This window comes from Mucilaginibacter phenanthrenivorans, from assembly GCF_024721155.1.
In the GTDB taxonomy this organism is placed as follows: domain Bacteria; phylum Bacteroidota; class Bacteroidia; order Sphingobacteriales; family Sphingobacteriaceae; genus Mucilaginibacter; species Mucilaginibacter phenanthrenivorans.
Map to the genome: position 1 here is coordinate 78,031 of NZ_JAHVAP010000018.1, position 26,954 is coordinate 104,984.

Annotated in this window: 20 protein-coding genes and 1 pseudogene; 9 read left to right on the top strand and 12 right to left on the bottom strand. The window is 43.8% G+C overall.

The window, feature by feature from the left end; all coding sequences use genetic code 11:
* Nucleotides 1–8: 8 nt before the first annotated feature.
* The 6 genes and pseudogenes from KXD93_RS28330 to KXD93_RS28355 all read left to right on the top strand — a co-directional run.
* Nucleotides 9–140 (top strand): annotated as a pseudogene (locus KXD93_RS28330) (SDR family oxidoreductase); the annotation flags it as partial.
* Nucleotides 141–160: 20 nt separating this feature from the next.
* Nucleotides 161–586 carry a nuclear transport factor 2 family protein gene (locus tag KXD93_RS28335; protein ID WP_258140935.1) on the top strand — a complete coding sequence of 142 codons (426 nt, stop codon included), beginning with the start codon at nt 161–163 and terminating at the stop codon, nt 584–586.
* A gap of 255 nt (nt 587–841) precedes the next feature.
* On the top strand, nt 842–1,429 hold the full coding sequence (locus KXD93_RS28340) for a Crp/Fnr family transcriptional regulator (RefSeq protein ID WP_258140936.1): 588 nt from the start codon (nt 842–844) through the stop codon (nt 1,427–1,429).
* A 350-nt stretch (nt 1,430–1,779) separates the two neighbouring features.
* Nucleotides 1,780–2,457, top strand: coding sequence for an SDR family NAD(P)-dependent oxidoreductase (locus KXD93_RS28345; protein ID WP_258140937.1), 678 nt, complete (start codon nt 1,780–1,782; stop codon nt 2,455–2,457).
* Between the two features lie 199 nt (nt 2,458–2,656).
* Entirely contained in the window at nt 2,657–3,352 is a 696-nt protein-coding gene (locus KXD93_RS28350; protein ID WP_258140938.1) for a phosphatase PAP2 family protein, read from the top strand.
* A gap of 80 nt (nt 3,353–3,432) precedes the next feature.
* Nucleotides 3,433–4,617, top strand: coding sequence for a metallophosphoesterase (locus KXD93_RS28355; RefSeq protein ID WP_258140939.1), 1,185 nt, complete (start codon nt 3,433–3,435; stop codon nt 4,615–4,617).
* A 763-nt stretch (nt 4,618–5,380) separates the two neighbouring features.
* On the opposite strand, the gene KXD93_RS28360 is transcribed toward KXD93_RS28355, so the two are convergent.
* The 8 genes from KXD93_RS28360 to KXD93_RS28395 form a co-directional block, all read right to left on the bottom strand.
* Complete coding sequence (locus KXD93_RS28360; RefSeq protein ID WP_258140940.1) at nt 5,381–6,859, bottom strand: RagB/SusD family nutrient uptake outer membrane protein; 1,479 nt, start codon at nt 6,857–6,859, stop codon at nt 5,381–5,383.
* Between the two features lie 30 nt (nt 6,860–6,889).
* Nucleotides 6,890–10,168 (bottom strand): SusC/RagA family TonB-linked outer membrane protein, encoded by a 3,279-nt coding sequence (locus tag KXD93_RS28365; protein ID WP_258140941.1) that lies wholly within the window; start codon nt 10,166–10,168, stop codon nt 6,890–6,892.
* A gap of 267 nt (nt 10,169–10,435) precedes the next feature.
* Complete coding sequence (locus KXD93_RS28370) at nt 10,436–11,566, bottom strand: FecR family protein (RefSeq protein ID WP_258140942.1); 1,131 nt, start codon at nt 11,564–11,566, stop codon at nt 10,436–10,438.
* 372 nt (nt 11,567–11,938) lie between these two features.
* Entirely contained in the window at nt 11,939–12,511 is a 573-nt protein-coding gene (locus tag KXD93_RS28375; protein ID WP_258140943.1) for an RNA polymerase sigma factor, read from the bottom strand.
* Between the two features lie 457 nt (nt 12,512–12,968).
* The gene (locus KXD93_RS28380) at nt 12,969–14,516 is read right to left on the bottom strand and encodes a bifunctional GNAT family N-acetyltransferase/carbon-nitrogen hydrolase family protein (protein ID WP_258140944.1); all 1,548 of its coding nucleotides are present in this window, start codon (nt 14,514–14,516) and stop codon (nt 12,969–12,971) included.
* A 112-nt stretch (nt 14,517–14,628) separates the two neighbouring features.
* Entirely contained in the window at nt 14,629–14,820 is a 192-nt protein-coding gene (locus KXD93_RS28385; protein ID WP_258140945.1) for a cold-shock protein, read from the bottom strand.
* 307 nt (nt 14,821–15,127) lie between these two features.
* Nucleotides 15,128–15,601 carry a hypothetical protein gene (locus tag KXD93_RS28390; RefSeq protein ID WP_258140946.1) on the bottom strand — a complete coding sequence of 158 codons (474 nt, stop codon included), beginning with the start codon at nt 15,599–15,601 and terminating at the stop codon, nt 15,128–15,130.
* A gap of 293 nt (nt 15,602–15,894) precedes the next feature.
* The gene (locus tag KXD93_RS28395; RefSeq protein ID WP_258140947.1) at nt 15,895–17,349 is read right to left on the bottom strand and encodes a hypothetical protein; all 1,455 of its coding nucleotides are present in this window, start codon (nt 17,347–17,349) and stop codon (nt 15,895–15,897) included.
* A gap of 674 nt (nt 17,350–18,023) precedes the next feature.
* On the opposite strand from KXD93_RS28395, the gene KXD93_RS28400 reads away from it, so the two are divergent.
* Nucleotides 18,024–18,503, top strand: coding sequence for a hypothetical protein (locus KXD93_RS28400; RefSeq protein WP_258140948.1), 480 nt, complete (start codon nt 18,024–18,026; stop codon nt 18,501–18,503).
* 140 nt (nt 18,504–18,643) lie between these two features.
* Complete coding sequence (locus KXD93_RS28405) at nt 18,644–19,036, top strand: hypothetical protein (protein WP_258140949.1); 393 nt, start codon at nt 18,644–18,646, stop codon at nt 19,034–19,036.
* A gap of 397 nt (nt 19,037–19,433) precedes the next feature.
* Here the strand turns inward: KXD93_RS28405 and KXD93_RS28410 are convergent, their stop codons facing one another.
* The 3 genes from KXD93_RS28410 to KXD93_RS28420 form a co-directional block, all read right to left on the bottom strand.
* Nucleotides 19,434–22,280 carry an SMEK domain-containing protein gene (locus tag KXD93_RS28410; RefSeq protein ID WP_258140950.1) on the bottom strand — a complete coding sequence of 949 codons (2,847 nt, stop codon included), beginning with the start codon at nt 22,278–22,280 and terminating at the stop codon, nt 19,434–19,436.
* Between the two features lie 310 nt (nt 22,281–22,590).
* On the bottom strand, nt 22,591–23,067 hold the full coding sequence (locus KXD93_RS28415) for a DUF2321 domain-containing protein (protein WP_258140951.1): 477 nt from the start codon (nt 23,065–23,067) through the stop codon (nt 22,591–22,593).
* A 524-nt stretch (nt 23,068–23,591) separates the two neighbouring features.
* Nucleotides 23,592–24,029, bottom strand: coding sequence for a hypothetical protein (locus KXD93_RS28420; protein WP_258140952.1), 438 nt, complete (start codon nt 24,027–24,029; stop codon nt 23,592–23,594).
* 207 nt (nt 24,030–24,236) lie between these two features.
* On the opposite strand from KXD93_RS28420, the gene KXD93_RS28425 reads away from it, so the two are divergent.
* On the top strand, nt 24,237–24,380 hold the full coding sequence (locus KXD93_RS28425; RefSeq protein ID WP_258140953.1) for a hypothetical protein: 144 nt from the start codon (nt 24,237–24,239) through the stop codon (nt 24,378–24,380).
* A 413-nt stretch (nt 24,381–24,793) separates the two neighbouring features.
* On the opposite strand, the gene KXD93_RS28430 is transcribed toward KXD93_RS28425, so the two are convergent.
* Nucleotides 24,794–26,395 carry an AAA family ATPase gene (locus KXD93_RS28430; RefSeq protein WP_258140954.1) on the bottom strand — a complete coding sequence of 534 codons (1,602 nt, stop codon included), beginning with the start codon at nt 26,393–26,395 and terminating at the stop codon, nt 24,794–24,796.
* Nucleotides 26,396–26,954 lie beyond the last annotated feature (559 nt).

Below are 26,954 nucleotides of genomic sequence, written 5' to 3' on the forward strand. Positions count from 1 at the left end.
ATGTTTGTGCCAATACACCGCCTGGTCGCAGAGGGCAGCCTGAAGATATTTCGAAGGCTGCCGTATTTCTTGCCTCCTACGATGCAGCCTGGATTACGGGCGAGCAAATTTCCGTTTCGGGCGGTATGTACGGTTTTTAAAATTCATAAACTAAGAAAAAATGAAAGACGAAGTAACACAAGAGAATCTCCGGATTGTGAAGGATTTTTTCGCGGCAATAGGCGGCGGCGATAAGCAGGCCCTGCTGGCGCTGGTTGCCGAAGATATTGAGTGGATCATTCCGGGCAAGGACTGGCCGCTGGCCGGCACGCACCGCGGACACGCGGAATTGGTGGTTTTGCTTCAGAAGGCCTCCGAAGAGGTGGAAACGACATACCCAAAGCCCCCCGAATTCGTGGCGCAGGGAGACCGGGTTTTCGTCATCGGCGTGGCTACGGGGAAAATCAAAGCCACGAATAAGCCTTTCAAGGACGATTGGGTCTTTGACATTACCGTTCGAAATGGCAAACTAACGAACATCCGGGAGTATATCGACACGCAGGCACTGGCGCGGGCCTCCGAAATGGCCGCGAGCCCTAAGCCTTAATAAACTCAAAGATAAAGGCAATATGACCGTTTATAAGTTAACGGTGGTTTCACCAATGCGCACTAAAATAAATGTTTCAACAGTATAAACTTCTTTCAAATCCCTGTTTCTTCAGGAAGCAGGGATTTTTATTGCCTCAGTTAACTTTGCCGAAAGAGACTGTCATCACGCCGTCAACATACTGAGTGATTTACGATGTTTTTTGTCTTTTACCAGGCCGCTTGAGTAAATTGCGCATAATTATATACTTGAACGATGTCCAATTTTGAAGCGCTTTTCGATTACATTCAAGAAATATCAGGAAAACTGCTTTCAGAAGATGATAAGCATTTGTTGATGGCGCATTTCAAGCCCAAGAAACTTCGAAAACGGCAATATTTTTTACAGGAGGGAGACGTATGCAAATATATCGGGTTTATTGTAAAAGGATCTGCCAGGACCTTTACGGTAGATGAAAAAGGGCATGAACATATCCTGAAATTATCTTTGGAAAACTGGTGGCTGGCCGATTTTGAAAGCTTTTACCTGTTAACGCCAAGTCGCTTTAATATTGAAGCGCTGGAGGACCTGGAGGTGCTGCAATCAACCAATGCTCAAATTGAGGAGTATCTTAAGCAGATCCCTGCCTTTTCAGCGATGGCAAACGTAATCAGTCAAAATTACACCATTGCAAACCAGAAAAGAATGCAGGCCGCTATGAGCTATACAGCTGAAGAGCGTTACGAGGATCTGGTCAGCAATTATCCGCAATTTCTGCAGCGGTTCCCGCAAAACATGATCGCTTCCTACCTGGGTTTGTCCCCGGAAACTTTGAGCAGGCTGAAGAAAAACTCTTTTAAATAAGCGCCCGGCTGTTCAATTGCCGCTTCCGAAGCCCCTATCGATAGATCTTCTTTAATATAAAAAAGTGCTCAACAACGCAAAATATGCCGTTGTGATCTTTCTGGCTTTTTACTTCCCGGGTTTTTTCTCGAGACCTTAAGGTGCTATTTTACAATTTGTTACCGGGTAAATGTGATTTAGGTCATCACCCTGGATTGACTTATATCAAGCGTATTTAATGATTCACGTCAACACACAGCCCGTTAAAGTACAGCATCTTTGGATATAATTCAGAACGGAAAAATCCCGGAGAATTTGAAATCAAAAGATTGAATGGATCTCAAGAAAAAAAGCATTAATAAATAGAAATAATGAGTAAATTAAAAAATAAAGTAGCAGTAGTTACCGGTGCTTCAAAAGGAATAGGTGCAGCTATCGCAAAGCATTTTGCGGCAGCGGGCGCAAAGGTAGTTGTAAATTATGCCTCGAGTAAAGAAGGCGCGGATAAAGTGGTTAAAGCGATAACCGACAATGGAGGCGCAGCCATTGCGGTACAGGCCGATGTATCGAATGAGGCCGATGTAACCAGGCTGTTTGACGAAACCCGGAAAGCCTTCGGTGGGCTGGATATACTGGTCAACAACGCAGTTTACCAGGGATACGCCCCGATAGAATTGATCGCAGCAGAAACTTTTCATAACAGTTTAATCAGTTCAGGCGCGAGCAAAATGCCCCTTCCGGGCGCTTCCCTGTACTCCGCTTCTAAAGCGGCATTAGATGCGATAACGATCGCCTTGTCGAAGGAACTGGGTGCAAAGAACGTTCGTATCAATTCTATTTTGCCGGGCGCTACGGAAACAGAAGGTGCAACCGCAGCGGGGGTGACCGCCGGCAGCGAGTACGAAAAAATGTTTGTTGCCAATACACCGCTTGGTCGCAGAGGGCAGCCCGAAGATATTGCAAAGGCTGCGGTATTTCTTGCTTCCGATGATGCGGCCTGGATCACTGGAGAGCAAATTTCCGTTTCGGGTGGGATGTATGGGTTTTAAAATATCCCGATTGAAATTAATGAAGCGCCTCCCGGGATTTCCGGGAGGCGCTTTTGTTTGCTATTATTGTTCCGCCGGTTCCCGCTTGACAGGCAGATTTAATAGCTCAAAAACTTTAACAATTTAAAGGGTTTAATGTTAAGCAATTATTGCGTTAATGTAAACGCCTTTAAACAGGGTATAAGTTACCGGTATGGTTATGAAAATAAGCAAGTGTACAAGGGTAATCAATGCGTTATTTGTTCTGCAAATATTTGTTAGTATCACCTTTGCAGGGAACGTTTTTGGGCAGGTAAAAACAGAAGAGCAACCCAAAACCCCGGAACAGACAAAAACCACTACACAAGTAAAGGTACAGGCAGCGCAGGTAAATAACTTTGTGCAGCGGTTTGACGATAAATTTTTGATCAACCTTGCTTTGAAGCGCGATGACAGCGAAACAAAAAAGATGCTGTTTTTATCTAATTCACTTACTTATGTTTCCTATAGCATACCTGTGGCATTAATGGTTGGCGGGGTAGTAAGGCACGATAGCGAGATGCGCCAAAACGCGTTATATGTGGGCAGCAGCGCAGCCATAACTTTCGGCACTACTATGTTAATGAAAACCATATTTAAGCGCCGCCGGCCGTTTGTGCAAAATTTAAAAATCGTGGCGGTTTACAATGCCGGCAGTACTTCGTTCCCTTCGGGGCATACATCAACAAGCTTTGCAGTCGCAACGGCATTATCAAGGGCGTATCCCAAATGGTACGTGATCGTTCCTTCGTATTTATGGGCAGGGTCAGTAGGGTACTCGCGGATGTACCTGGGGGTTCATTACCCCAGCGATGTTTTTGGCGGGGCCGTATTAGGCACTACCACCTCGTGGTTATTAAAGCCGGCTTTTAAATAATTGCACATTTTTTACAATTTTAAAATATTCCGCTCTTTCAATCGTCCGCACTGATATACTAGTATTGCATTCTTATTAAAATGGCTAAAAGACTTCCCTTAATTATTCTCCTCTGGCTTTGTACCGACCTTTATTTTTACCAGGCTATACACACATTAACAGGCGCCGCCGATTATTTATGGATCTATTGGGTAATCGACCTCGTGCTGATGGGCGGCCTGGCCGCGGTGATCTTTGTGCGGCGTGGCTCTCAAACACAGCAAACGCTGATCACCTGGGTGATGGGATTGATGCTATTGGCATTTATTCCCCGCTTATTGGCAGTTCCTGTTTTACTTGTTGAAGATATCTCGCGCTTGTTTCGTGGCTTTCCGCCAAGGCAAGTTTGGGTGAGTGAACTGGCATTAGGTGTTTCTGCTGTTATGTTCCTGGTGGTGCTGTTTGGCATTACGCGGGGGCGGCATTTTTATCGGTTGCGGCGCGAAACCATCTGGTTCCCGGATCTGCCGGAAGCTTTCGATGGCTTCACGATCACGCAGATTACTGACGTGCATTCCGGCAGCTTTACCAATGCAGCAGGCGTACAGAAAGGGCTCGACCTGGTGAACGATCAGCAAAGTGACGTCATCTTATTTACCGGCGACCTGGTTAATAACAAGGCCTCGGAAATGGATCAATGGATCCCGGCATTCGCAGGGCTGAGGGCTCCGACGGGCAAATTTTCTATCCTGGGCAACCATGATTACGGAGATTATATTCAATGGGAAAGTGCGGAGGCCAAGCAGGCAAATTTAAAGCGGTTAAAACAAGTTCATTCCGAGATCGGGTTCCGTTTGCTGCTTGACGAAGCGGTAACGCTCAAAAAAGACGATCAATCTATCGAATTGATCGGGGTGGAAAACTGGGGTAAAGGCGGCTTTCACAAGTACGGCGACCTGGAAAAAGCCACCGCCCGCGTGCCGGGCGACGCCTTCAAGGTACTCATGTCGCACGACCCTTCACACTGGGAAGGCGTAACGCTGGAACATGAGCAGCACATCCACCTAACGCTGTCGGGGCATACCCACGGCATGCAGTTCGGCATTGATTTTTTAGGAATTAAGTGGAGCCCTATCCAATATGTTTACAAGCAATGGGCCGGGCTTTACCAAAACGCAGGGCGGTACCTGTATGTTAACCGCGGGTTTGGATTTTTAGGATTGAAGGGCCGAATAGGTATGTGGCCCGAAGTCGCGGTGATCACTTTAAAACGGGGCAGCAGATAAAATGAAAAGCTGAAGGCCTTTTGTGTATGCCGCTGGTTCATGCGGCCCGCTTACAGTATCGCTTTTGCAATGTAGGTGGCGTTTTTGTTTACAGGCAAGCAGAATGCTTGTTATATTTTAGGTCGAAGTTGCTAAACTTCGACCAGTGAGGGTATCTATATCGTCATTGCGAGGAACGAAGCAAACTCTGCGCAGGACAATCAACGGACCTTAATTTCGGTGGGACCTTACGGCCGCTGTTTGGTCGCCACAATGCTATTGCTCCCTGATTTGCATGTGTAGAGGTTGCTTCGTTCCTCGCAATGACGCGCGGGGGAGCCTTTGCGCAGGACAATCAACGGACCTTAATTTCAGTGGGACCTTACGGCCGCTGTTTGGTTGCCACAATGCTATTGCTCCCTGATTTGCATGTGTAGAGGTTGCTTCGTTCCTCGCAATGACGCGCGGAGGAGGGACAGTATGTTCAATGAAATACTTATAGTTCGATCGCTTTTGCCGCAAGTATTACGCTTGTGGTCCGCATTCAGGCAGTCCGCTGAATCAGGAATGATAAGGTTCGCTTTTTAGGCAATAAATAAGTATCGGTACAAAAAAAGTACCCCGGAATACCCGGGGTACTTAACTAAAACGGCGCAAGGCCAGGTAAAGCGTCCGTCCGCGCCTACGGCGGACGCTTTTATTAACTATTAACTGATTTCATTTACGTATGAAAAAACGAAAAGAACGAAGCGTAGTAGCAGTTCGCATGGAGCCGATATAATTTTTACCAACCCGGATTTTGCGTTAAATTTTTATTTAGCGTCAAATCGTAAGGCGGTATTGCCCATACAAACTTATTATCATCAGGTGCAATGGTTAAGTCGATGCCCTGGGGTATAAGAACATCTTTATTCTGCGGAGCGCCTCTTGTGAAGCCCAGGTGCCAGCGTTTAAGGTCGTCCAAACGGAAGCCTTCAAATGCCAGTTCCCGTGTTCTTTCGCTCCTGATAGAATCTGTTAAGGCAGTTCCGGTGGCGTTAATGGTACTTCCGCCCACACGTGCAGCATGTAATAAATTAAGGTATTTTGCAGCATTCCCGGGATCTTTCTTGCCGTCAGCGGCTTCTGCAGCTATCAGGTACATTTCGCCGATACGAAATACCTTTGACGCATTCACGTATTTGGAGATTGCGCCGGCAGTGTTAAATGCGGGATTACCCGGATATTTATTTATCAAATTGAGGTTAGTTTTAACACTGTTTATGCTTACATTAAGATTGGCGAAATAAGTAGCCTTGCGAATATCAGCATTGTTGTACATACCAATTACTGTTTTGGTTGGAACGTATGACGGATCATAAGCCTTGGTAGCATTCAAATAATTCAAAAAAGTTGAATTACCGCCATTGAGCTCGCTTACGCTGGCAAAGCATTGATAAATATCTTCCTGTACACCATCGTTATACCAATAGTTTTGCAGGTCGGCCAAATTACTAACCAGGGGATAGGTGCCACTGCCTATTAATTTAGTGGCGGCGGCGTAAGCCCCGGCATAATCATGCATGTGCAGCCTTACCCTTGCTTCTAACGCGGTAGCCACATCAATGTTAAAGGTATTTGCCCCTGGCGTACCGGCAACATTTGCCAGCAAGCCTTTGGCTGTATTGATATCCGAGAGCATCTGATCATAAATGGCCTTAACGCTTGCCCTGGCAGGCAGCGCATTTACATCATAGGTTAAAACCAGGGGAACACCAGGGTTTGCAGCGGCACTGGCATCGTCGTCATAAGCTTTGCCATACCTCAATATTAATGAGTGATAGTAAAAGGCCCTTGCCAGGTAAAGATCACCTGTATATTGGTTCAATTTAGCCGCATCTGCCGCACTGCTTGTTTTAATGGTTTTAAACCCTGCAATAGCAATGTTAAGCTGGAGGATATTAGAGTAATTGTTCCATGTGCCGGATACATCGCCCGCCTGGAGAAACGCTCCCCATTTGTATACATCGGTATTGTTATTACCGTTATCCGAGGTGATGTTTAACTGATCGGCCTGTATATCGGTCACGGCGCTTGCAAGGGCCTGGGCCCCTCTGAAATTTGAATAAGTGCCTGCATCCCATTTTGATGCATCGCTTATTGAAGCAAAAGCAGAACCCTGATCAATTGCATCATACGGATGTATTTTGCTGACTTTTTTGCAGGCTGAAATAACCGTAAAGATCATTAGCCCCGCCATAAAATATATATTATATCTTTTCATGTTTTTTTTATTTAAATTATAATCCAGCTATTAAAGGGTTGCCCTGATACCGAACGAATATTGTTTAGTATCCGGGTATTCGCCATATGATAAGTTTGAATCAATTTCCGGATCGGGACCTGTGTATTTGGTAATAGTAAACAGGTTGCGCCCTTCCACGAAGAACTTCACACCTTTTATAACCTTTGTATGGGCCAGGAGCGCATCAGGTAGTGTATAACTTAATGTAAGATCTTTTAACCGCATGAAGGATGCATTCTCTAGCAAGCTCGAATCAAACTGTGTCATCTGATAGTTATTAATATCAGGGAAACGTGCTACGTCACCGGGTTTTTTCCAGTAATTCTGTACATCTTTAAATGCGTTGAAGCCTACAGGATAAACATTTGCGTTTTGGAAATAATATCCGTCATTATTTATCAGGTGTTTGCCCAAAGCATAGTAAAACATTACCTGCAGGTCGAAACCCTTATAACCGGCGTTAATGCCAAAGCTGCCTTGTGACGGTGCGTACTGGCTGATACCGGCGTTTTGCTGCAATGCATCGCTGTTATAATTGCTTGTTACCGCTTTAGGATCTTTACGGGTAACGGATGGATCAGGGCCAGGCAAGTACCATTGAGGGGCGCCTGTTTGCGGATTAACCCCAGCCCACAATGGGAGGAAATAGTTTACCGGCTGCCCTACTGTCCATGACAGTAAATAATCGGGTAGTGGGAAACTGCTCTTGCCATTGAATAATTTGGTAATTTTGTTATGCGTGATCTCAGTTTTCACGAAAAAGTTAAGATAGCCATTGTGTGCTCTATCCTTCCATAGATCGACTGAAAAATCAATATCGAGCCCTTTATTTACCAGGGTTACAGCATTTGTGAGGACGCCATACGGAAAGATAGTTGCTGAGTTAGGCGGAACTGCTGTTACGGGATATGGAATCGGCGCAAGTTCATTCGTTCCCTTATCGATGTAATAAGAAAGATCAAGATGGAACCTGTCAAGCACAGACAAGTTTATTCCAAAAGTAGATTTCAGGTGCTGCTCCCACGTTAAATTTGGCGAGCCCGGGTTAGTTACATTATACCCCTTTTGATTATCATAGAGACCATTAGCCGATACCAGCGCAGGGCTTGTATAATTACCTATCTCGGAGTTTCCGGAGGTACCAACATTTGCTTTTAACGTCAGGTTGTCAATCCATGAAACATTTCTTAAAAACTCCTCCTTCTTGGCTTCCCAGGCTAAACCGCCAGCCCAAAAGGTGGCCCGAAGGTGTCCGGGGCTAAACTTTGATGATTCATCATTACGTATGGAAGCTGTTGCATAATATTTTTCGTTAAAGTTATAGTCCAGTTTGCCGAAAAAAGAATTATAAACATATTCCTGGTGAAAAGAGCCTATACCCCTTGGAGATGGTATGGTATTCCCCAGCAGCACTAAACGGTCGTCTGTTAACCCCTGGCCTGAAGCATTAAAACCATAATCGTCGCCATCTGAATATTCCTGGCCGGCAAGAGCGGTGATATGGTTTGCACCACCTACGGTAAATGCATATTCAGCTGTGTTGGTAAAAGTTTTTCTTGCATTTCTTTCATAACTCTGGCTATTTGTGCCAAGGGCGCTACCAACGCCAAGATACGAAGGCAGTACTATGCTTGATACTGTATAATCGTAAGCATTAACACCCGCCTGAGACTTAAGGGTTAACCCGGTGATTGGTTTAACCTGGATATAGGCGGTTGGGTTAATGGTCAGCTTATCGTTGTTAACCGGCTGTTCACTGGTATTATAAAAAGGATTGCGGCGACCGCCCCAGCCGGGTATAACAGTTGGATACGGTGTACCATCGGGTTGATAAGGGCTGATGTAGGGCGCAGCAAACATACTTAAGCCTCCGTTTGTACTGTTAGCAGTATACGGGTTGGTATGTGTAATGTCATAAACAAGTGAAAAATTTAAGCCAACCTGGATCCATTTGTTTACCTGGGAGGTTACATTTGAACGCATATTGTAACGTTCATACCCCGAACCTGCAGCAATACCTGTAGAGGTGAGGTATCCGCCTGATATATAATAGGTGGTTTTGCCGCCGCCGCCAGTTATTGACAAATCGTATTTTTGAGCCGGCGTATTGCTTCTGTAGTAGTATTTATACCATTTTGTATCCGCATTCTTCACTGGTATTGCTGCCAAAGCATTGTCCAATTGCGCTTGAGTTTGCAGCCCGGAGCTTAAGTCAAAATTTATCAGTTCGTCTCTGTTCATGAACTGTTTAAAAAACTTCAGGTCGGCAATGCTTGAGTAGCTGAACTGGCTGCCAAATGTAATGGTAGAGGGTTTATTGTACGAGCCTCGTTTGGTATTGATAAGAATAACGCCGTTTGAAGCTTGTGAACCATAAATAGACAGGGATGCAGCATCTTTTAAGATTTTCCAGTCAAGAATGTCATCAGGGTTTATGGTTAATACTGTTGCCAGATCAATAGGAGAACCATCAAGAATCACGTAAGGGTCGGTACCTGCGAATAAAGAACCTAAACCATGGAGCCGTATAGAGGGCTGCTGCGATGGTTCGCCTCCGTTTGACAAGATACTCAAACCCGGAACCCTGCCCTGCAGGGCGTCCAACGCGTTGGCTCCCGGTTTGTCTTGTGTATCCTTGCCCGAAACTGTAACTACCGTTGATATGGCTCTTTCGGTCGCAGCATTCACCGTACCATAACTGCCTGAAACAACTACTTCGTTTAGTCCCAATGACTGCGGTTTTAATTTAACCGTAATATTATTGGCAGTCGCCTTTACCTCCTGGGTAAAAAAGCTGACAAAGGAGATTTGCAACGTAGCACCTTCTTCAACCCCCTTTAGGGTAAACATGCCATTAACATCGGCAAAAGTGTTTAGCTTGGTGCCCTTAACCTTAATTGTTGCCCCCGGAAGCGGTAGTCCGGCTGTATCGAGAACCCTGCCGGTAACGGTAATTAGCTGCGCAGACACGGCGGCTTGTATATCAACTGCCGAGTCTCCTTCTTTTATAACAATTGAATTTTCATAAAAGGTGTAAACCAAAGGCAATCCCTGCAGGCAGGCTTTCATTACGTCATCCAGCGAGGAATTGTTAAAGTTTGCATTGATCTTTTGGTTGGCTTTAAGCTTGTTAGGCTGGTATAATACATCATGACCTGTTTGCTTTTTAATTTCCTTGAAAACCTGTTTAAGGGTTACTTCTTTTTTATTAAAGCTTACCCGTTGAGCAAAGGTTACGGCACTTACCTGCATTAAGCTTACAATCAATAAAACAATAGTGAGTTTCATTATGAGCAGGAATTTTGTTATACGGCGTTGCAGCCAGCATAAAGAATTAGTATAAATTTTATACATTTGATTATCTGTTTAAATTAAAAATAGTAGTCAACACACTGTTCGGTTTGATCAGGTATTCTTCAGGGGTGTTCCAAGCACCCCTGATCTTTTTATTCTGATCACCGGTTGATTTTTACTGTTAAGCGTCTTCTTCCAGGTTTTTCATTTCGATTAAGTTTAGTTAGTAATTAATTTATTGTTGTTGTGATAAGGTTCAGGTTACTTTATTACCAATATTGTATTGCCTTCTATTTTAAAATGAACCGCATTTGTTAATTCAAGGGTTTTAATAACCTGCGAAACATTTTTATAGCGTGATACGCTACCACTGAAAAGCTGGTTTTTTGCCGTTGTGTTACGGTATTCCACGTCTAAATTATACCACCGTCCCACTTTCTTCATGATACTTTCCAGGCTTTCATCGTTAAATTCGAAATAGCCGTTTTTCCATGCCAGGGCATCATCCGTATCAACCGTTTCTACTTTTAAGTTGTAATCGTCAACCAGTGATTGTTGCCCGGGCTTTATAACAATAGTGTTGTGACTGGTAAAAGCCGAAACCTTTACAGAGCCTTCCACCAATGTCGTCCGGGTGATGCTCTCATCATCATAAGCATAGATGTTAAAGTGCGTTCCCAGAACTTCCACTTCCTGCCGCCTGGTTTTTACCTTAAACGGAGATTCCGGTTTATGTACCACTTCAAAATAAGCTTCACCATTTAATTCAACCATCCGTTCCTTTTTATCAAATACAACTGGATATTTAACGGATGATGCTGCATTGAGCCAAACGTGCGATCCGTCGGGCAGGATTAATTGGTATTGCTCGCCCTTTGCAGTAGTTAGCGTATTAAATCCCGTTTTAACAGTGTCATTGCCTGGTGCTGCATTAGCCTTGTAAATAATCTCTCCCGATTTGGTTTTATTGATAGTAACACCTGCATCACTGGCAAGCTGCCCATTGGAGGCATCACCAAGAATAATTTTTTTTCCGTTTGATAAAATCAGTGTCGCCCTGTTTTTACCCGGCGAAGCATCCTTTTTGACTATCTTGGCAGTGTCGGCGCGATCCTTTTTATGAAGGAAAAAGTGAGCGCCGAAGGCAGCAAAAATTAATAATGATGCTGCAACTGCTACCCTTTGCCAGTTAAACTTCGGAACGGGCTGCTGTTTAAGCACCAGGTTACTGCGGATAAGCGCTAAATTTTTGTCGAGCTCGGCATCACTCAACTCATTACTACTGCTTTCAGCTTGTTTAAGGTACCAACTTTCAAGAATTGCTTTCTCCTCAGGATTTAACTTTCCTTTACCATACTTTTTTAAAAGTGATACTATCTGTTTGTCGGTCATAGTTAACAGGGATTTCCCTTAAATACGCTATAAGACGGCTAAGTCACCTTAAAGTATTAGAAAAACAGAAAAAAAAATTACAATTTGATAAACAAGAGTTAATAATGCCCTTTCCCGGAATTAACAAAGTTGGGGCGCGGATCATTTTTTTCATGATCAATTTGAGACAAATCAAATTCCAACTAATTATTTCGTTGATTATAAGATATTTACGTTTGGCTTAAAAAACAATAGCGTCCGCTTCTGATACAAATGATGTTCGAAACCGGATAATGAGTTATCAGGTGACAATTAATCGTTCCGAATGCGATTTTTTTTCGGTGTTGAGTTTGGATTATAAGAGGGGATGCAGCAGCTATTTGCTGTATAGTTTTAAAAAAACAGCAATAGGGCGGATATGGCAGCCAGCTTTAATCTTAAAATTTTAACAGCATTATGAACCTGCTGCTTTACAGTTTTATCGGAGATATTAAGCTGCTGACCTATTTGCTTATATGATAACTCATCCTGGCGGCTAAGTTCAAATACAACGCGCATTTTTGATGGCAGCGCGGCTATTTCTTTTTCTATAATACTTGCCAGCTGCTTTTCTCTAACTTGCCCGTCGGTAGTATAACTGCCCTCGGTTATAAAGTCGCGGATAGAGTCGATATACCTGGAGATAACTTTTTGATGGCTAATGAGGTCAAAGATGCGGTTACGTACCGAACTGTATAAATAACCCGATAAAGAAGTTTTCAAATTCAGGGTGTCCCTTTTATCCCATAGCGCCAAAAAAACATCCTGGATTACATCATTAGCTTCTTCCTGGCTATTGAGCATTTGGAAAGCATGCTTATATAAAACTACTTTATAGCGGTCGAAAATTTCTGTATAGGCGAGGGGATTGCCTTCTTTTAAAGTGGCAGCCAATTCGTGATCAGTGAATTTGCTGAAATCGGTCATTTAGGCCTAAGTTATTATATGCTTTTTATAAGACGAACAATAATAGCGTATTTTTCCATAAGCCGCAAATCTGCCGGGATGTCAAATCCAATCCATTTGTAATAATTTGGATAATTTAGTACAGGTAATGCTTGTAAAAAAATGAGTTTTAATTTCAAATAGATCCGCATTTGGGGCCCGGACGCAGGGATTAAGGTAATGCCTCCTGCAGCGCGGGGCAGTAGATAAAATGAGAACCTGAAGGTTTTTTGCGCCTGCTGCCGCTTCATGCGTCCCGCTGACGTTAATAAATGAACCGGCGGGGTAAAGCGGGCTACCAGTCAGCGGGTCACGAGAACTCCACCTCTTTAGGCCGGCGCGGCATTCTCGCGCCAGGCGGGGGGGCAAGCAGAATGCTTGTTATATTTTAGGTCGAAGTTGCTAAACTTCGACCAGTGAGGAGGGTGCTCCCGATATACTATTTCTTGCTTTTATTAACGATTTTATAAATATCCAGTCTTCTGTCTTTGAGGTTTCTAACCGCACCGAAGTTATGAAGCTCCTTTAATAAATCCACATCAACATCGGCAATCAGTGTTGTTTCAGTATTAGGTGTAGCCTCTGCTTTGATGCCATTAGTGGGGAATGAAAAATCAGAAGGCGTAAAAACGGCAGACTGCGCATATTGTATATCCATGTTATGGACTTTAGGCAAGTTCCCTACACTGCCGGCTATAGCTACATAACACTCGTTTTCAATAGCCCTGGCCTGGGCGCAGCTCCTAACCCGGGTATAGCCGTTTTGGGTGTCTGTCATAAAAGGGACAAACAGAATTTGCATACCTTGTTCTGCCAAAAGGCGGGGCAGTTCCGGGAATTCCACATCGTAACAAATCAATATGCCTATTTTACCGCAATCCGTGTCATAAGTAGCAATTTGATCTCCGCCAACCATTCCCCATGCACTTTGTTCAGCCGGCGTTAGGTGAATTTTGCGGTACATTTCGTATGAACCGTCCCTGCGGCAAAGATACCCCACATTTTGCAGCACTCCGTTGTCCAGGTAGGGCATACTGCCCGTTATGATATTAATGTTGTAACTAATGGCATACTCAATAAATTTGTCACGCAACGGAATAGTGAAATTGGCTATTTCGCGCATTGCCCCGGCTCCGCTTAAGTGATTATAGGCTGTCATCAACGGCGCGTTAAACAGTTCCGGAAATAAGACAAAATCACTTTGATAGTCGCTGATCACGTCAACAAAAAATTCGATTTGTTCGCACAACGACTCCATGTTCTCGAATGGCCGCATTTGCCATTGTACTAACCCTAACCGGATAATAGATTTTTTAGAGTTGATATGTGCAGCTTCCTCGTTGTAATAAATGTTATTCCACTCTAATAACGACGCATATTCCAACGACTGCGTATCTCCCGGCAAATAGCCTTTTAAGATCTTTCGTACGTGAAAATCATTAGCTAATTGAAATGATAGCGTAGGATCGTAGATTTCCTTACCTTTTACCTTTTCCAGGTAGGCTTTAGGCGTAAGCTTATCCGCATAATCCTTGTATTTAGGGATCCGTCCCCCTGCAATTATCGCCCGCAAGTTATGCCGTTCACAAATTTCCTTCCGCGCATCATATAATCTTCTTCCTATACGCATCCCCCGGTACTCGGGATGTACGAAAAAATCAATGCCGTATAGCACATCTCCGTCTTCATCATGTGTTGAAAAGGTATAGTTACCGGTTATTTGCGCGTAGGTATGGTTGTCACCAAATTTGTCATAATCAACTATCAGCGAAAGGGCGCAGCCGGCAATTGCACCGTTAACTAAAATACAGATCTGGCCTTCAGGAAATATATTAACAAGTTGTGTAATATGTGTTTCGCCCCAATAAGATGCGCCTTCCCATTCTGAATAGGCTTCTATCATTGAAGCCTTTAAACCCAAATAATCGTCCTTGGTGAGGGTTCGCAGTTCTATTTTAAGTTCTTCGTTCTTAATTTCTTTTTCCATTTTCATGATCAGTCCCTTCTGCAAACACAAATGTAAATGCAGATTAGGATTTAAAGTAAAAAAAAAGCATCCTCCCGGTAAAGGAGGATGCCCACAATAATTTTTATAGGTATTAAGCTATTTGTACATTTACTGCGTTAGGTCCTTTACGGCCCTCTTCAACATCAAAGCTAACAACACTGTTCTCGCGAACGTTGTCAATCAGGCCGCTGGAGTGAACAAAAATCTCGCTTCCACCATTGCTAGGTGTAATAAATCCGAAGCCTTTTGTCTCATTAAAAAATTTTACTGTTCCTTGTTGCATTATATTATATATTAATAAGTCCACAAGGTACGCATAAAACAGGAGATATTTTCTTTTTGGTAAAAATATTTAATGGATATTTAATCCCTCAGCTGCTGAAAGGGCTTTACCCCAGCTACCGCAAGCGGTTTTTTCGCTGCCGCAAGTGTGTCGTATGTGGCCCACTGCTAGGTAAACATGCGATAAATAATAAAAAGATAGGTTACCCTAAATTCCCGATAACTTTCTATTGGCTACCGAAACGCGGGCTACAAGGCAGGATCCTTGCGGCAGCGCGAAATTCTTGCTGGAGCTGGGGTATTAATAATTAAGCTGTGTGGTCTTCGACCTTGGGAGATGTGACTTTAGGCTTGTTAATTTGTGATCCAAAGTAAAACCCTAAAATAGTGGTAAGAGCATTGGCTAATATCTCAGGAACTTTAATTTCCTGATTAGTTTTTTCATACAATTTCATGAAAATATAACCGCAAATTGTAATTGTTATTAAAATTGCAATGATAGCTGGAATATAATCTGAACTCAGGAAACCCTTGTCTTTTTGGGGTTTTCTATTATTATTAATCCATATTGCAAGCTCATCCATGCTCAAAAACGTTTTTTTAATGGTTTTATCAAACCCTACAAAAACATAGTTTTCTCCTATTAATTGCTCGCTTTTGATAACTTCAATTACTATCAATTCTCCACCAAGAAAATTAGGTATTCTTCTTAAAATCGAAAATTCTCTACCGTTATTTTGTCTACTCTTAACGGATTCGATTATTTGTTCATTTGTTGCCATTGATGATTTTAGTTCAGGATATAGAATAAATATTTATAAGACTCTAATTTATAGATATTTATTATTTTTGCAAATATTTATAAAGATATTAATCTCAATAAATTTGGTATGTTAGTTATCAAAGCCGCCTGCCCCTGCGGCAGCGAAAAAAGTCGGTCTTGGTTATGGAGGTGTTGAATAATAACAGTTGAGAAGGGAATTAAGGAGACCGATTCACTGGCTACCTAAACGCGGGCCACAAGGCAGGAGCCTTGCGGCAGCGGAAAACGCTTGCGGTAGCTGGGGGAAATACATTAAACAATTGCTTTTTTTGCAATTTCAATTACCAATCCTACACCGACTTCTTGAGCTCTTAGCAATAACCATTTTCCGAACTTTTTGATCGCTAAAATAGTCGTGTCTTTGTTTTCTGAACTGTTTTGAACGATAGCTTCACTGATTATATCCAACTCGTTTTGTCTTTTGTCTATGTCAGGCATCTCCGCTACATAGTTTCTCAGATTTTCCAGCTCAATTCCCAATAAATGGTGATCAATTTTATTAATAACGGTTGGAGTTGAGTTACCCGTTACATTTAATTGATTATTTTGTACTTGGGCATTCCCATCAAAAACCTGAACGACGCCGTTTCCCACGGTTATTTTATGAATAGTTTTTCCCTGTTTCATTTTATTTTTATCAATTATTTCTGAGATTCTTTTTCTAACATTCGGCCTTACATTTAATGATATAAAAGCCTCTTCAATTTTAAAAAGCAGTTCGCTGGTAAATCCTGAATATATTTTATTTTCAACTTCCAGCACCAATTCAAGGAAGTCAGATTTAGTATTAGCCTCTATATATTTTTTTATACTAGTTAAGAAACGGCTCGATCGCAAAAGATATTCTTGTAACAATTCCAGTCTTTCATTCGAGTCCAAGTCATCTTTTAGGAATCTTAGTTTTTTACTAGCAACTAATGATAAAATGTATTTCAATGTTTCTTTCTGCGCGTTTAATCTCAATAAGGAAACTTTAAAATTTCGTAACTGGTAAAATGAGATATTTTGCCTGGTTTCCGTTAAAGGATATTCGTGAGGTATACCTTTATTGTTGAAAAAGTACGTATCAATATTTAGATTATAAAGTTGAAATTGTCTAAATGAAATATCAAATTTATTTTTATTATCGCGATGAACGACCAAAGTATTATCTAATTGTAGCTCATTGGGCGATGTATGAATACAAATAAACGGATCACGAACTTTTATTCCGATTTTATCAAAAACAGCAGTTCTATTTGTTATTGAAGTGCACCTTAGATAGGCACTTGAAAGGTGCGATTTAAGTTCGTATAATTTGCATTCTGTATTTAGCCCCGTCCCAATCGATATTTTATATTGAAATAAATTTTCCAGCAATTTAAATGGATGTATCCTTATGTTTTTTTGATTTCCAACACGGTACGTATTGAATCCTATTTCGAGTTTTGCGCAAGCAAATCCGTCAAAATAAAATCTTTTATAAGCAATTTTAAAACGGATACTATTAATTACCTGAACTTCGTTCGAGTGGAAAATGTGCTTTGCATTACAAATAATTCCTTCATTAATACCAGGAATTCCTCCTAATTTTCTTCTTTGAACTGGCCCCATAAATCGCACGAAATTATCTAAATCCGGTATTGGCCAATTCGGTAGACTTAAGCGATCAGATTCCGCATAAAATCGTCTAATGTCTATTATAGGAAACTGTACAACTATATGCATAAAAAAACTCCCTCATCACGAAGCTGAAGGAGTTCGGACATCGCCTATACTTAGGCCCACATCACGGAATCAAACCGCGTACACCAAGACTGTCAATCTTGTACTCTATCAATGAGCTAATGCTTTAAACGTCTCAAACAACCCCAATTCAGTCCTTTGCTTCATGGGATATCTAAAGATAGAAAATAATACGCAAATGGAATGCAAATAATATACTGAATCACTCTATCAACATCCGACAGTTAAAGCATTTTGCTTTGGCACTCAGCGGTGTCACGAGAACTCCACCTCTTTAGGCCGACGTGGCATTCTCGCGCCAAGTGGGGTCACGAGAACTCCACCTCTTTAGGCCGGCGCGGCATTCTCGCGCCAAGGGGGGGACTGGATGATGGTTAGTAAAGCTGGCTACCTGTCAGCGGGGCACGAGAACTCCACCTCTTTGGGCCGGCGTGGCATTCTCGCGCCAGAGGAGGGGGACTGGATGATGGTTAGTAAAGCGGGCTACCTAAACGCGTGTCACGAGAACTCCACCTCTTTAGGCCGGCGCGGCATACTCGCGCCGGGTTGGGCGCATGAACCGCTAAAAAAATAGTATAATTCTAATTGCTTGAATTACAACTTATTTATAAATTTATGTCACCTAAAGGAGCCTTTTTTATTTTAAACTCAATCACATGAAGCGACTATTCTTATTGCCAGTGCTTTTATTATTTTTTTTTCTAAGAACAAATGCTCAAAACAGCAGGTGGATGTATTTATCATCTGATAAGGATGAAACCTTAATGATTGATACAGCGAAAAATGACATCAAACAATTTAAGACTTATGAAGGCCATAATAATGTCGTGTTAATTTGGATTAAGGGTTTAAAAAATAAGGTAGATAAGGAGGGTTCATCCATAGAATCTAGTCTAATGCATATTGCAATTGATACTACAACCAGTGAGCTTGGAAGTAAATCTATAACCTTATATCGCGGGGATAGCGTAGTTCAATCACAAAACTATAGTATAATAACGTGGCAAGATGTGTTACCGGGTTCGAATGGTGAGGTTTTCGTTGAGTATTGTAGAGCCTTAAATAGACATGACTTGATGCTTAAATACATTTTAGCTGCAGGCCTGCATGACATTGAAGCCCCAAAAAAGAATTAAAATTGAGACATTTCCAAATTCCCTAGTTACGGCAAGCGGTTTTTTCGCTGCCGCAAGCGTGTCGCTTGTGGCCCACTGCTTGGTAAACATGCGATAAATAATAAAAGATAGGTTACCCTAAATTCCCGTTACCTTTCTATTTGGCTACCCAAACGCGGGCCACAAGCGACACGCTTGCGGCAGCGGGGGCAGTCATCTATAAAAAGATTTTGGAAGGACGAATAGTGGAACAGCAATTGAGGACTCTTAAATTGAGGGCTGACAGTTTAGAAGATGTCAGAGCAGCTCAAAAAGAATCGCTTTCACAGTTAATTCAAGCGGAAGCAGAGCATCTTAATTCTATTACTTTTAAAAGAAATGTGCCTGAAAACATTGAGCGAATTAAGAATTCTATTGAACTGTTTGCGTCTCTATTAGACAAAGGGGCTGAAGTTCATCCCGCAATTGGAGCACCAGAGAACGTGTCTAACTTATATCCCAATTTAAAGGCCCTGCCAACTGTTGAATCGAAAATAAAACAAATCAATCAGTAAAGAATTCTTTTCTCCTCCACTGTTGCAAGCGCGTCGCTTGTGGTCCACTGCGGTGAATATGCGATAAATAATAAAAGATAGGTTACCCTAAATTTCCGTTACCTTTCTATTGGCTACCTAAACGCGGGCCACAAGGCAGGAGCCTTGCGGCAGCGCAACCGCTTGCGGGAGCTGGGGCAGCAGATAAAATGAAAAGCTGGAGGCATCTTGTTCCCACTGCCGGTTCAAGTGTCTCGCTTACAATATCGCTTTTGCAATGCAGGTGGCATTTTTGTTTACAGGCAAGCAGAATGCTTGTTATATTTTAGGTCGAAGTTGCTAAACTTCGACCAGTGGGGCATTTGTGTATGCCGCAGGTTCATGCCTCCCGATTTCAATAGCCCAGCTACCGTATGTCTTATTGTTTTTTTTCTTTAGTATAGAAAGCATCATAAAATTTTTCATTTCCTTGGTTAAGGGTTTTACGATAATAGGGTTTAACCATATTTTGCAGGAAATCCCGGTAGCCGGACTGGGGCAAGCCTTTGAGTAATTGTGCGTACGGCTCTACAATGCTTTTAGATAGCATTTTCTGATGTGCGGCCTGCCGGATCACAGCCTGCGACAAGCCGGTACTTTTTAGCAGTGTATATTGCTTAAAGCACTCATCCGGCTTGGCTAGTAAGATAAACGTGAGGATCCAGTTGAAGCGGTCGCTGCCAAAGAACATTTGCTGGCCGAAGCTGGAATGATAGACTGGAATGATCTTTTCAACGCCAAATCGTTCAATGAACAGGTTGAGCATAGCTAGGTAGCTATCTTCATTGCCTACGCTTTTGAAATTCTTTAGCAGGAATAATTCCGCTGTTTCCTCGTGGTGCATTTCGTTTTGCAGGGTCATGATCAAACTGTTTTCATTGAAACCATTGGAAAATTCATAAGCAAATACGGTCAGTTCCTTGAGGGCCAATGTTTGACTTTTGATCACCGCTTCAAAGGCTTTCCGAAATGGCGAGCGGAAACGATCAACCGCATAAATATTGATCAAATGGCCGAATAAGACCTGCGCATGGTCGATCTTACTTTCTTTGAGCGGGAATGTGTCAGCAAAAATGCTTTGTATAGACAGTGTGATCAGGTTGACAATGATCTTTTCGTTAATATTAGTAATGTATTTGAGAATCTGCAAAAAGAACATTAAGGCATCATTTTTATTTTTTTGCAGCTGCGCTTCTATAATCTTTGCAATAATCTTAGAATTTATCAGATTGCTGTCGATCTTGCAGATCAACAATTCCAGCACAACGGCCCAGGAGGCCAAACCGAGGTTCCGGTCCAGAATGTCGTTGAAGCGACGCTGGTTTTGACCCATATAAAAGCTACTGAAAATATAATAGGCCGTGAAATATTCCAGGAAGGTTTTGTGGGTGAATTTATTCTCGAAATAGATCGAGCGTAATTTGGCAAATTCTAAGAATTCAATAGCTGCCTTGTTGGCAAGCCGTTCGTCTTCGATCTCCCCATTTTTGAGCAAGTAAGCCTTGATATGCTGCTGAACAACGCTATTGTTAATCCTTTTATTGGGATTGTCAAACTGCCAGAACGCGATAGATGAGAACACGGAGGCTTTATTATTAATCTGAAGACTGATCTTCAGCTTCTTTTCTTTGTCATCCCGGTGTTCAACGATCGTATTCGTGCAGCCTTCATAAATGGCTAATTTATTGGTAGGTAGTTCCAGTTCATTACGGTAAAGAATCAGGATCAAGGACAAAAGTAAAGGATTAAATTTCAGTTCTTCGTCTACCTGAGTAAGTTGTGCCAGGCAACCGGTGATCTCTTTTTGACGGCGGCCGGTATCCTGTTCTTCCTGAGTATACCATTTTTGCACATAGCTAGTCAGTTGCTCTTGATTAAAGTTCTTAACTTCTAATTCGTGAAAATCTTTGAAAGCAACTTCTTCATAAGATTCAAAACGACTGGTAACAACAATCCGGGCGTCAGGGTAGGTCGAGGCGAAATTTTCGATGTCATTGCGGACATTGATTCGTTCCTGGATATCAAATATTTCATCGATCCCGTCGAAAAAGATCAGACAGGGAAAAAATGTCAGGATCTTTATGATGCGTTCTAGAGAGATGTTGGTTTGGTACTCGCTTGCCAGCGTCTGCACGAGGAATTCGGCAAACCCGATGTTGTGCGCGACCTTTACCTGGTTGTATCTGTGCAGTTCGATGCGGAAAGGAAGATAACGGTAAATATCGTTGTTGGAGAATACTGCTTCATCCCCTTCTAAGATCTTGCAGATCGAATATTTGATAATAGAGGATTTTCCTGCACCGGGATTACCTAGAATAACGAGTTTGTGATCACGGCTAAAAAGATCCTCTAGAGTATCTGCGGCAAATTCCCCAATCAAATTTTTAGACCAATAACTTTTAGTCATTCTGGCATCAGTTTCTAATAAGGCTTCCTTAAAAAAGGCTGTGTCAATTAGCTTACTTTCGGTAAATATGGGAAATTTATAAGTGATTTTGTGGCTGCCTTGGTGATAGATGTTACGAAACATACCTCTATTAGTAAAAAGCGGGGGGACAAACAGTTCATACAATTCTACTTCACGAGGCCGTCGGCTTACGGATAGGCCGAAAAAATTCAACCGAGAAAAGTTATTGAGGCATTTCTCCCTGTAAGAGGCTTTAAAGGTGGCAAAGTCGGAATAATTGAAGTCCCGAGCGATCTTTAGGTCTGAGAATTGCAGTTCAAGCAATTCATTGATTATCTGAAAGATAAGCACATCATTGGTGCTTTTAATCAACCCATAAATGTCAGTGGCATCTAATATTTGGGTACTCGTGTTAAATGGAATCTTGCCTTTTACGATCTTATCAATAGCATCCTGTGCATAGCTTTTCTGCTTTTCGGTAAGCACATAAACCAATACCCTATCAACCCTTTTGGAGTGACCATATTTAATGAACTTAGTTAAGGTAGATTTGACTTTTTCCAACGAATTCGTTGCGGTTACCTGTATGCCGATCTTGGCGTTATCGTCGATTAGGTCGAGGCTTTCAAAATTCTTCCGGTCGGTCTCGTTGACATTTTTAAATTTCGCCTTAAATATTAAGTCAAGGATCGGTAGGATGATGTTCTCGGCGTGCTGATTAAGATCATATTCAGAATTAGCTGTAGCAATCTTGACTTGAAGTTGAAAACGACTTAAATAATCCCTAATAGAAACGAGCAGTTTGGCGTGGTTGGACATAGGCGTATAGTATAATAAGGCTGATAAAAATTTAAAGATAACCAATTTGTAATAACAAAATTTGATTTATGACCACTGGAATCGAAACATTCTGGAATATTGACTCCGACTTATCCAAACGCCTAAATCAAAAACCTGTTACTCCTTTTTGTTGCCACATAGTCCGAATTATAGAATGCTTTTAAAAGTCATTATTATTTTAAGCGGGGCGCTAATTAAGGGGATGCTTGAGTGGAAGGGGGCTATTGGTGGGCTACAACAAAAGGGGAGGCTTGCGGTTGCAAAATTCTTTTGGAAGCGGTTGATATCCTTAAGACGGCCAGACAGTTTTTTTTACCGCTTCACTCACCACATCTACTAGTATATCTTTAAGGGCCATACCAACCGCCATCCCTGCTTTTCCAGCATATTTTTTGAATTTTAGTATAGCTAAACTGGTATTGGGTGTATTTTGCATTAAATTGTTAACGCTGTCTTTAAAGTCTTCCTTGTCGGCGTTGTCTAATTCGGAAAATTCAATCAATTCAAAGGCCGCTTCCTGTATTGCCGTTGTCCAAGGAAAAGGATGGCCGCAACTGTCACAATAAGATGGTAATTCATAAGTGCCGAAATCAAATATTCCTTCGTAATGCGCCTGACCTCTTATAGGGCTTGCACAATCGGGGCATTGAATAATTGATTTGCTTCCGCATTTATCACAATATGTTTTATTTGCCGCAGGGGCGGACTTCGAATCTGCATTTATCACATGTCCATTGAGGCAAACTTGAGCTACATCGTAATACATTGATATAAGATTTTATATTTAGGTAATAAAGATAAAAAAAAGAAATTACTTCCTGCTACCCGTGGATCCAGCTACAAATTACTATTCATAAAGGCTACTTTACGAAAGCATGAATTACCCTTCTCTATCGCAAGTATTCGGGCTGGCAAAAGAGGTAGGCTAATCGTGCCCCGCATTTAGGTAGCCTGCCTGCTATGCAGCAAAATGCCGGGTTAGGGATAGCAGCGGATACCGGCCCTGAGTCAGTAGGCAGTTTGTAGTGAGCAGTTGGCAGTGTTTAGCAGCATGCTTGTGGTATGCAGAATTTGCGCCTAAGGCCCGTGCCGTATGAGCGGATAGCCCGGCCACGCTTCTACTGGCGTGGAAACCACTGAAATCAGTTGGCAGTTTGTAGTTGGCAGTTGGCAGTGATTTTGAAGCGGGTTATTGGGTTGAATGATGTGCGCCTAAGGCTCGTAAGTAGTTGGCAGTTGGCAGTTGGCAGTAGGCAGTTGGCAATTGGCAGTGCTTAGCAGGGGGTTATATCAATCATCATCCTCATCATTACTCTTATTCCAATACGAAGTTTTGATATGGATAATATTGGGGTCTTCCGGCTCCTTCGGCAGGTCGCGGATCTTGCCGATGAAGATCTGGCCCTTGTCGTTGGCCCATACCTCGTACTCCATTTCGCCGGGGATCTCGCCGGTGAGCACGGTGCGGGGTGGGATCTCAAAATATTCCAGGATAGCCAGGATGGTTTTTCCTGCCTTTTCCAAGTCTTCAAAGGTTTGGTCGGCTTTGGCTTTGGCGGCCTGTACCTTGCGGTTACAGGCGATGATGGCGTCTAAGTCGCTTAAATGGCGTTGGTTGGTGTAGGGCAGCGCATCGGCCAACAGGGTGCTGAAGCGTTCGTTGCGTTTTTCAAGCAGCTGTGTGAGGTGGTAGTAGTGGCTGCACCAGGATGTAAATTCATTGGTCATGGGGTTGGGGGGTTAGTGGGTGTGAGAAAATGTTTTTTTGTTGGCGTAAATACACGTATTTATGATGGTTAAACCGCTTCGGATCCGGGCTGCCATGTACACGGGGGCTTATATGCGCCTTAGGCGCTACCGCTTTGTAGACATACCGGCTAAGACAGATCAGCGCCGTTAGGTGCTGCCCTCAGTGTGCAAGGTAACCGGGCATTGGTGGATAAGGGTAGCCTCGATGAGGCACAATATCATGCGTTTATTTTTCTACAAAGCGGTTGCCCCGACGGGGCAGATCGTGCTGATGGTTTTTTTGCGGGTGTGGGTGCAAAGGGTGGTGTTAACGTTAATGCATTGGCGTAGAGTTGACTCACCCGACATTGCTTCGCTCGTCGACCTCTCTTCCGCGAGCGGTAAAGAGGTAGGAGAAAAAAAAATAAAAAATTCTTTCCCCTCTTTGCGCAGCAGAGAGGGGTGGTCCAGCGCAGCGTCGACCGGGGTGAGTCGAATATACACGCGGCGTTAACGCAAATGTCTTTGCGTAGACTTGCCCGCGGGCGCTGCCACCATACCGTCATTGCGAGGAACGAAGCAAACTCTACACATGCTAATCAAGGAGCAATGGTATTGTGGTTACCAATCAAGCCGCTTTAAGGTCTCTAAAGGCATAAAGGTCCGATGATTGTCCTTAGCAGAGTTTGCTTCGTTCCTCGCAATGACGCGCGGAAGACAAGCGGCTGTAAAGTCTCTAAAGCATAAAGGTCCGTTGATTGTCCTTAGCAGAGGTTGCTTCGTTCCTCGCAATGACGCGCGGGGGAGGGGGCGTTTGCCTGCGTCGTCTTGAGTATATGATCCAGCAGTTGCGGGGTGAGCAGTTCATCAATTGCTGATGTTTTTCGGATCCGCGTGGGGTTGGGATTCTCACGGGGCGTTACATGCTCTACCTGTGTCCCCGGCGGGATTGCATGGTCCGTTAACCCCTCCCTGCCCTCCCGGGGGAGGGAATTTGCAGGCGGGTTGTTTTGGTTATTGGTCATTAGGTCATTTGCATATACTTCTCCATCCGCACATTCACGCATCCGCATATCCGCACATTCTTCCCCATCTGCACATTTTTCTTCCTGATTCGCACATCCACGCATCTGCATATCCGCACATTCTTCCCCATCTGCACATCCTTCTTCCTCATTCGCACATTCACGCATTTGCACATCCGCACATCTGAGCAGCCTATTTACCGTAGCCAGGCCTATGCCCAGCTGGTTTGCGATGTCGCGCTGGCTGAAACCTTTGGCGGAGAGGGCGGTGATTTTTCGGGCCAGCTGCAGGCGGTCTGTGGCGGTACGGGTGAGCAGGTGGAGGCGTTCGGGGCTGTGGCCCTCGAACGCGAAGTGCAAAAAAGCGCCGGGCTTTTGGATGCGGCACAGGCATACGTTGTCGTGGCCGTAGCGCTGGCGGGTGTTGCGCTGCTTGATCTGTTTGAGGTAGCAAAGCTCATTGTCGAGGGTGCTTTTTCCGATGGCGAAAGCGCTGTCGGCAAAGTTGACGAGCAGCTTACTGCCGTGCAGGTCGTCGGAACTGATGGGTTGCGTGGCGTTGCGCCGTTTTGGGGTATGCGCCAGTACGAGGATAGACAGGTTGTGGTCGTTTTTTAGCGCCTTTAGGCTTTTCATGAGCGCAAGGGCTACCGCCGAGTTTTCGGTGCCGCCGCGCAGGCAGGTGATGTTATCGATGATGAGCACAGAGGCCTTTACCTGGTTGATCTTATATTCAATGCCGGCAATCAGCAGCTCGTTTTCGTCGACATTGGGCGGCGGATCGGGCAGGAAATTATACTGTGCCCGGAAAAAGTTATCCGAAAACTGGTGATCCTCGTCGCCCTGGCTGTACCGCAGGCCGAACTGGGTTTTGCTCAGCTCGAAATCGATGTAGAGCACCCGGGCGGGCGGCGCCTGGCAGGCAAAGGGTGCGAGGCTTTGTCCAAGCTCGAAATCGATGTAGAGCACCCGGGCGGGCGGCGCCTGGCAGGCAAAGGGTGCGAGGCTTTGTCCGCGTGCGATGCTTTCGCCGATCTGCACGGCGAGGATTGATTTGCCGATATTGGTATCCGCAAACAGCATGCAGAGTTCGCCCTGGTGCCAAAGCTCGCCAAGCAGCATTTTGGCTTCGGGTTCGCGCCGGGCCAGCTCGAGCCAGCGGTTACCTTTTTCGATGGTAAACAGGCGGTGAACGTCTTCGGGCGTGGGTCGTGTGCGTTCGGGGCGTTGTTTTGTGGCCTGCCGGAGCGGTAGTCCGCGGCTTTCGGCGCGCAATTGTTCGATGTAGGACGGGCGTTCGGAAGATGTTCCGAAGTGTGCCGGTGGAGGGTAGGTTGGCATGGTGATAATGGATTACTACAAATTTAAGGAGTTGCAGCCATTAAAGTGCTGACACTGTTTTGTCAGTGGTTTGAGAGGGGGGGGGATGTTATTAGGTTGAGAGGCGGGTGATGTCGGCGTGAATGCAATTGCGTGAATGCATGGCGTGAACGTCGCGCGTAGGGTGGACTCACCCGGAGACGCTGCGCTGTCCGACCTCTCTTCCGCGAGCGGTAAAGAGGTAAAGAAAAAAAGAAATAAAAAATTCTTTTCCCCTCTTTCCGCAGGAGAGAGGGGTGGCGAGCGCAGCAACGCCGGGGTGAGTTGAATATACGCGCGGCGTTAACGTTAATGCACTGGTGCCAATGTCCTGGCGCAGATTTACCCTCCCCGCCGACGCTTCGCTGGGCGACCCTCCCTTTGCTGCGCACAGGGAGGGTATGAAAAATGGGAAAGGGTTAAATGGTGAAAATGGAGTTTGCTGATAATCAGGATGTTTCAAAGTGTTCCGGGTGTTCCATGTGGAAAAACGGAACACTTGCAGCCCACCGGGATCGAATGCTTTTAACCCAAAACCGTA

What these genes read in the sequence shown, in the direction of transcription:
- KXD93_RS28335 (WP_258140935.1), top strand. Translation starts at nt 161, where the DNA reads ATGAAAGACGAAGTAACACAAGAGAATCTCCGGATTGTGAAGGATTTT.
- KXD93_RS28340 (WP_258140936.1), top strand. Translation starts at nt 842, where the DNA reads ATGTCCAATTTTGAAGCGCTTTTCGATTACATTCAAGAAATATCAGGA.
- KXD93_RS28345 (WP_258140937.1), top strand. Translation starts at nt 1,780, where the DNA reads ATGAGTAAATTAAAAAATAAAGTAGCAGTAGTTACCGGTGCTTCAAAA.
- KXD93_RS28350 (WP_258140938.1), top strand. Translation starts at nt 2,657, where the DNA reads ATGAAAATAAGCAAGTGTACAAGGGTAATCAATGCGTTATTTGTTCTG.
- KXD93_RS28355 (WP_258140939.1), top strand. Translation starts at nt 3,433, where the DNA reads ATGGCTAAAAGACTTCCCTTAATTATTCTCCTCTGGCTTTGTACCGAC.
- KXD93_RS28360 (WP_258140940.1), bottom strand. Translation starts at nt 6,859, where the DNA reads ATGAAAAGATATAATATATATTTTATGGCGGGGCTAATGATCTTTACG.
- KXD93_RS28365 (WP_258140941.1), bottom strand. Translation starts at nt 10,168, where the DNA reads ATGAAACTCACTATTGTTTTATTGATTGTAAGCTTAATGCAGGTAAGT.
- KXD93_RS28370 (WP_258140942.1), bottom strand. Translation starts at nt 11,566, where the DNA reads ATGACCGACAAACAGATAGTATCACTTTTAAAAAAGTATGGTAAAGGA.
- KXD93_RS28375 (WP_258140943.1), bottom strand. Translation starts at nt 12,511, where the DNA reads ATGACCGATTTCAGCAAATTCACTGATCACGAATTGGCTGCCACTTTA.
- KXD93_RS28380 (WP_258140944.1), bottom strand. Translation starts at nt 14,516, where the DNA reads ATGGAAAAAGAAATTAAGAACGAAGAACTTAAAATAGAACTGCGAACC.
- KXD93_RS28385 (WP_258140945.1), bottom strand. Translation starts at nt 14,820, where the DNA reads ATGCAACAAGGAACAGTAAAATTTTTTAATGAGACAAAAGGCTTCGGA.
- KXD93_RS28390 (WP_258140946.1), bottom strand. Translation starts at nt 15,601, where the DNA reads ATGGCAACAAATGAACAAATAATCGAATCCGTTAAGAGTAGACAAAAT.
- KXD93_RS28395 (WP_258140947.1), bottom strand. Translation starts at nt 17,349, where the DNA reads ATGCATATAGTTGTACAGTTTCCTATAATAGACATTAGACGATTTTAT.
- KXD93_RS28400 (WP_258140948.1), top strand. Translation starts at nt 18,024, where the DNA reads ATGAAGCGACTATTCTTATTGCCAGTGCTTTTATTATTTTTTTTTCTA.
- KXD93_RS28410 (WP_258140950.1), bottom strand. Translation starts at nt 22,280, where the DNA reads ATGTCCAACCACGCCAAACTGCTCGTTTCTATTAGGGATTATTTAAGT.
- KXD93_RS28415 (WP_258140951.1), bottom strand. Translation starts at nt 23,067, where the DNA reads ATGTATTACGATGTAGCTCAAGTTTGCCTCAATGGACATGTGATAAAT.
- KXD93_RS28420 (WP_258140952.1), bottom strand. Translation starts at nt 24,029, where the DNA reads ATGACCAATGAATTTACATCCTGGTGCAGCCACTACTACCACCTCACA.
- KXD93_RS28430 (WP_258140954.1), bottom strand. Translation starts at nt 26,395, where the DNA reads ATGCCAACCTACCCTCCACCGGCACACTTCGGAACATCTTCCGAACGC.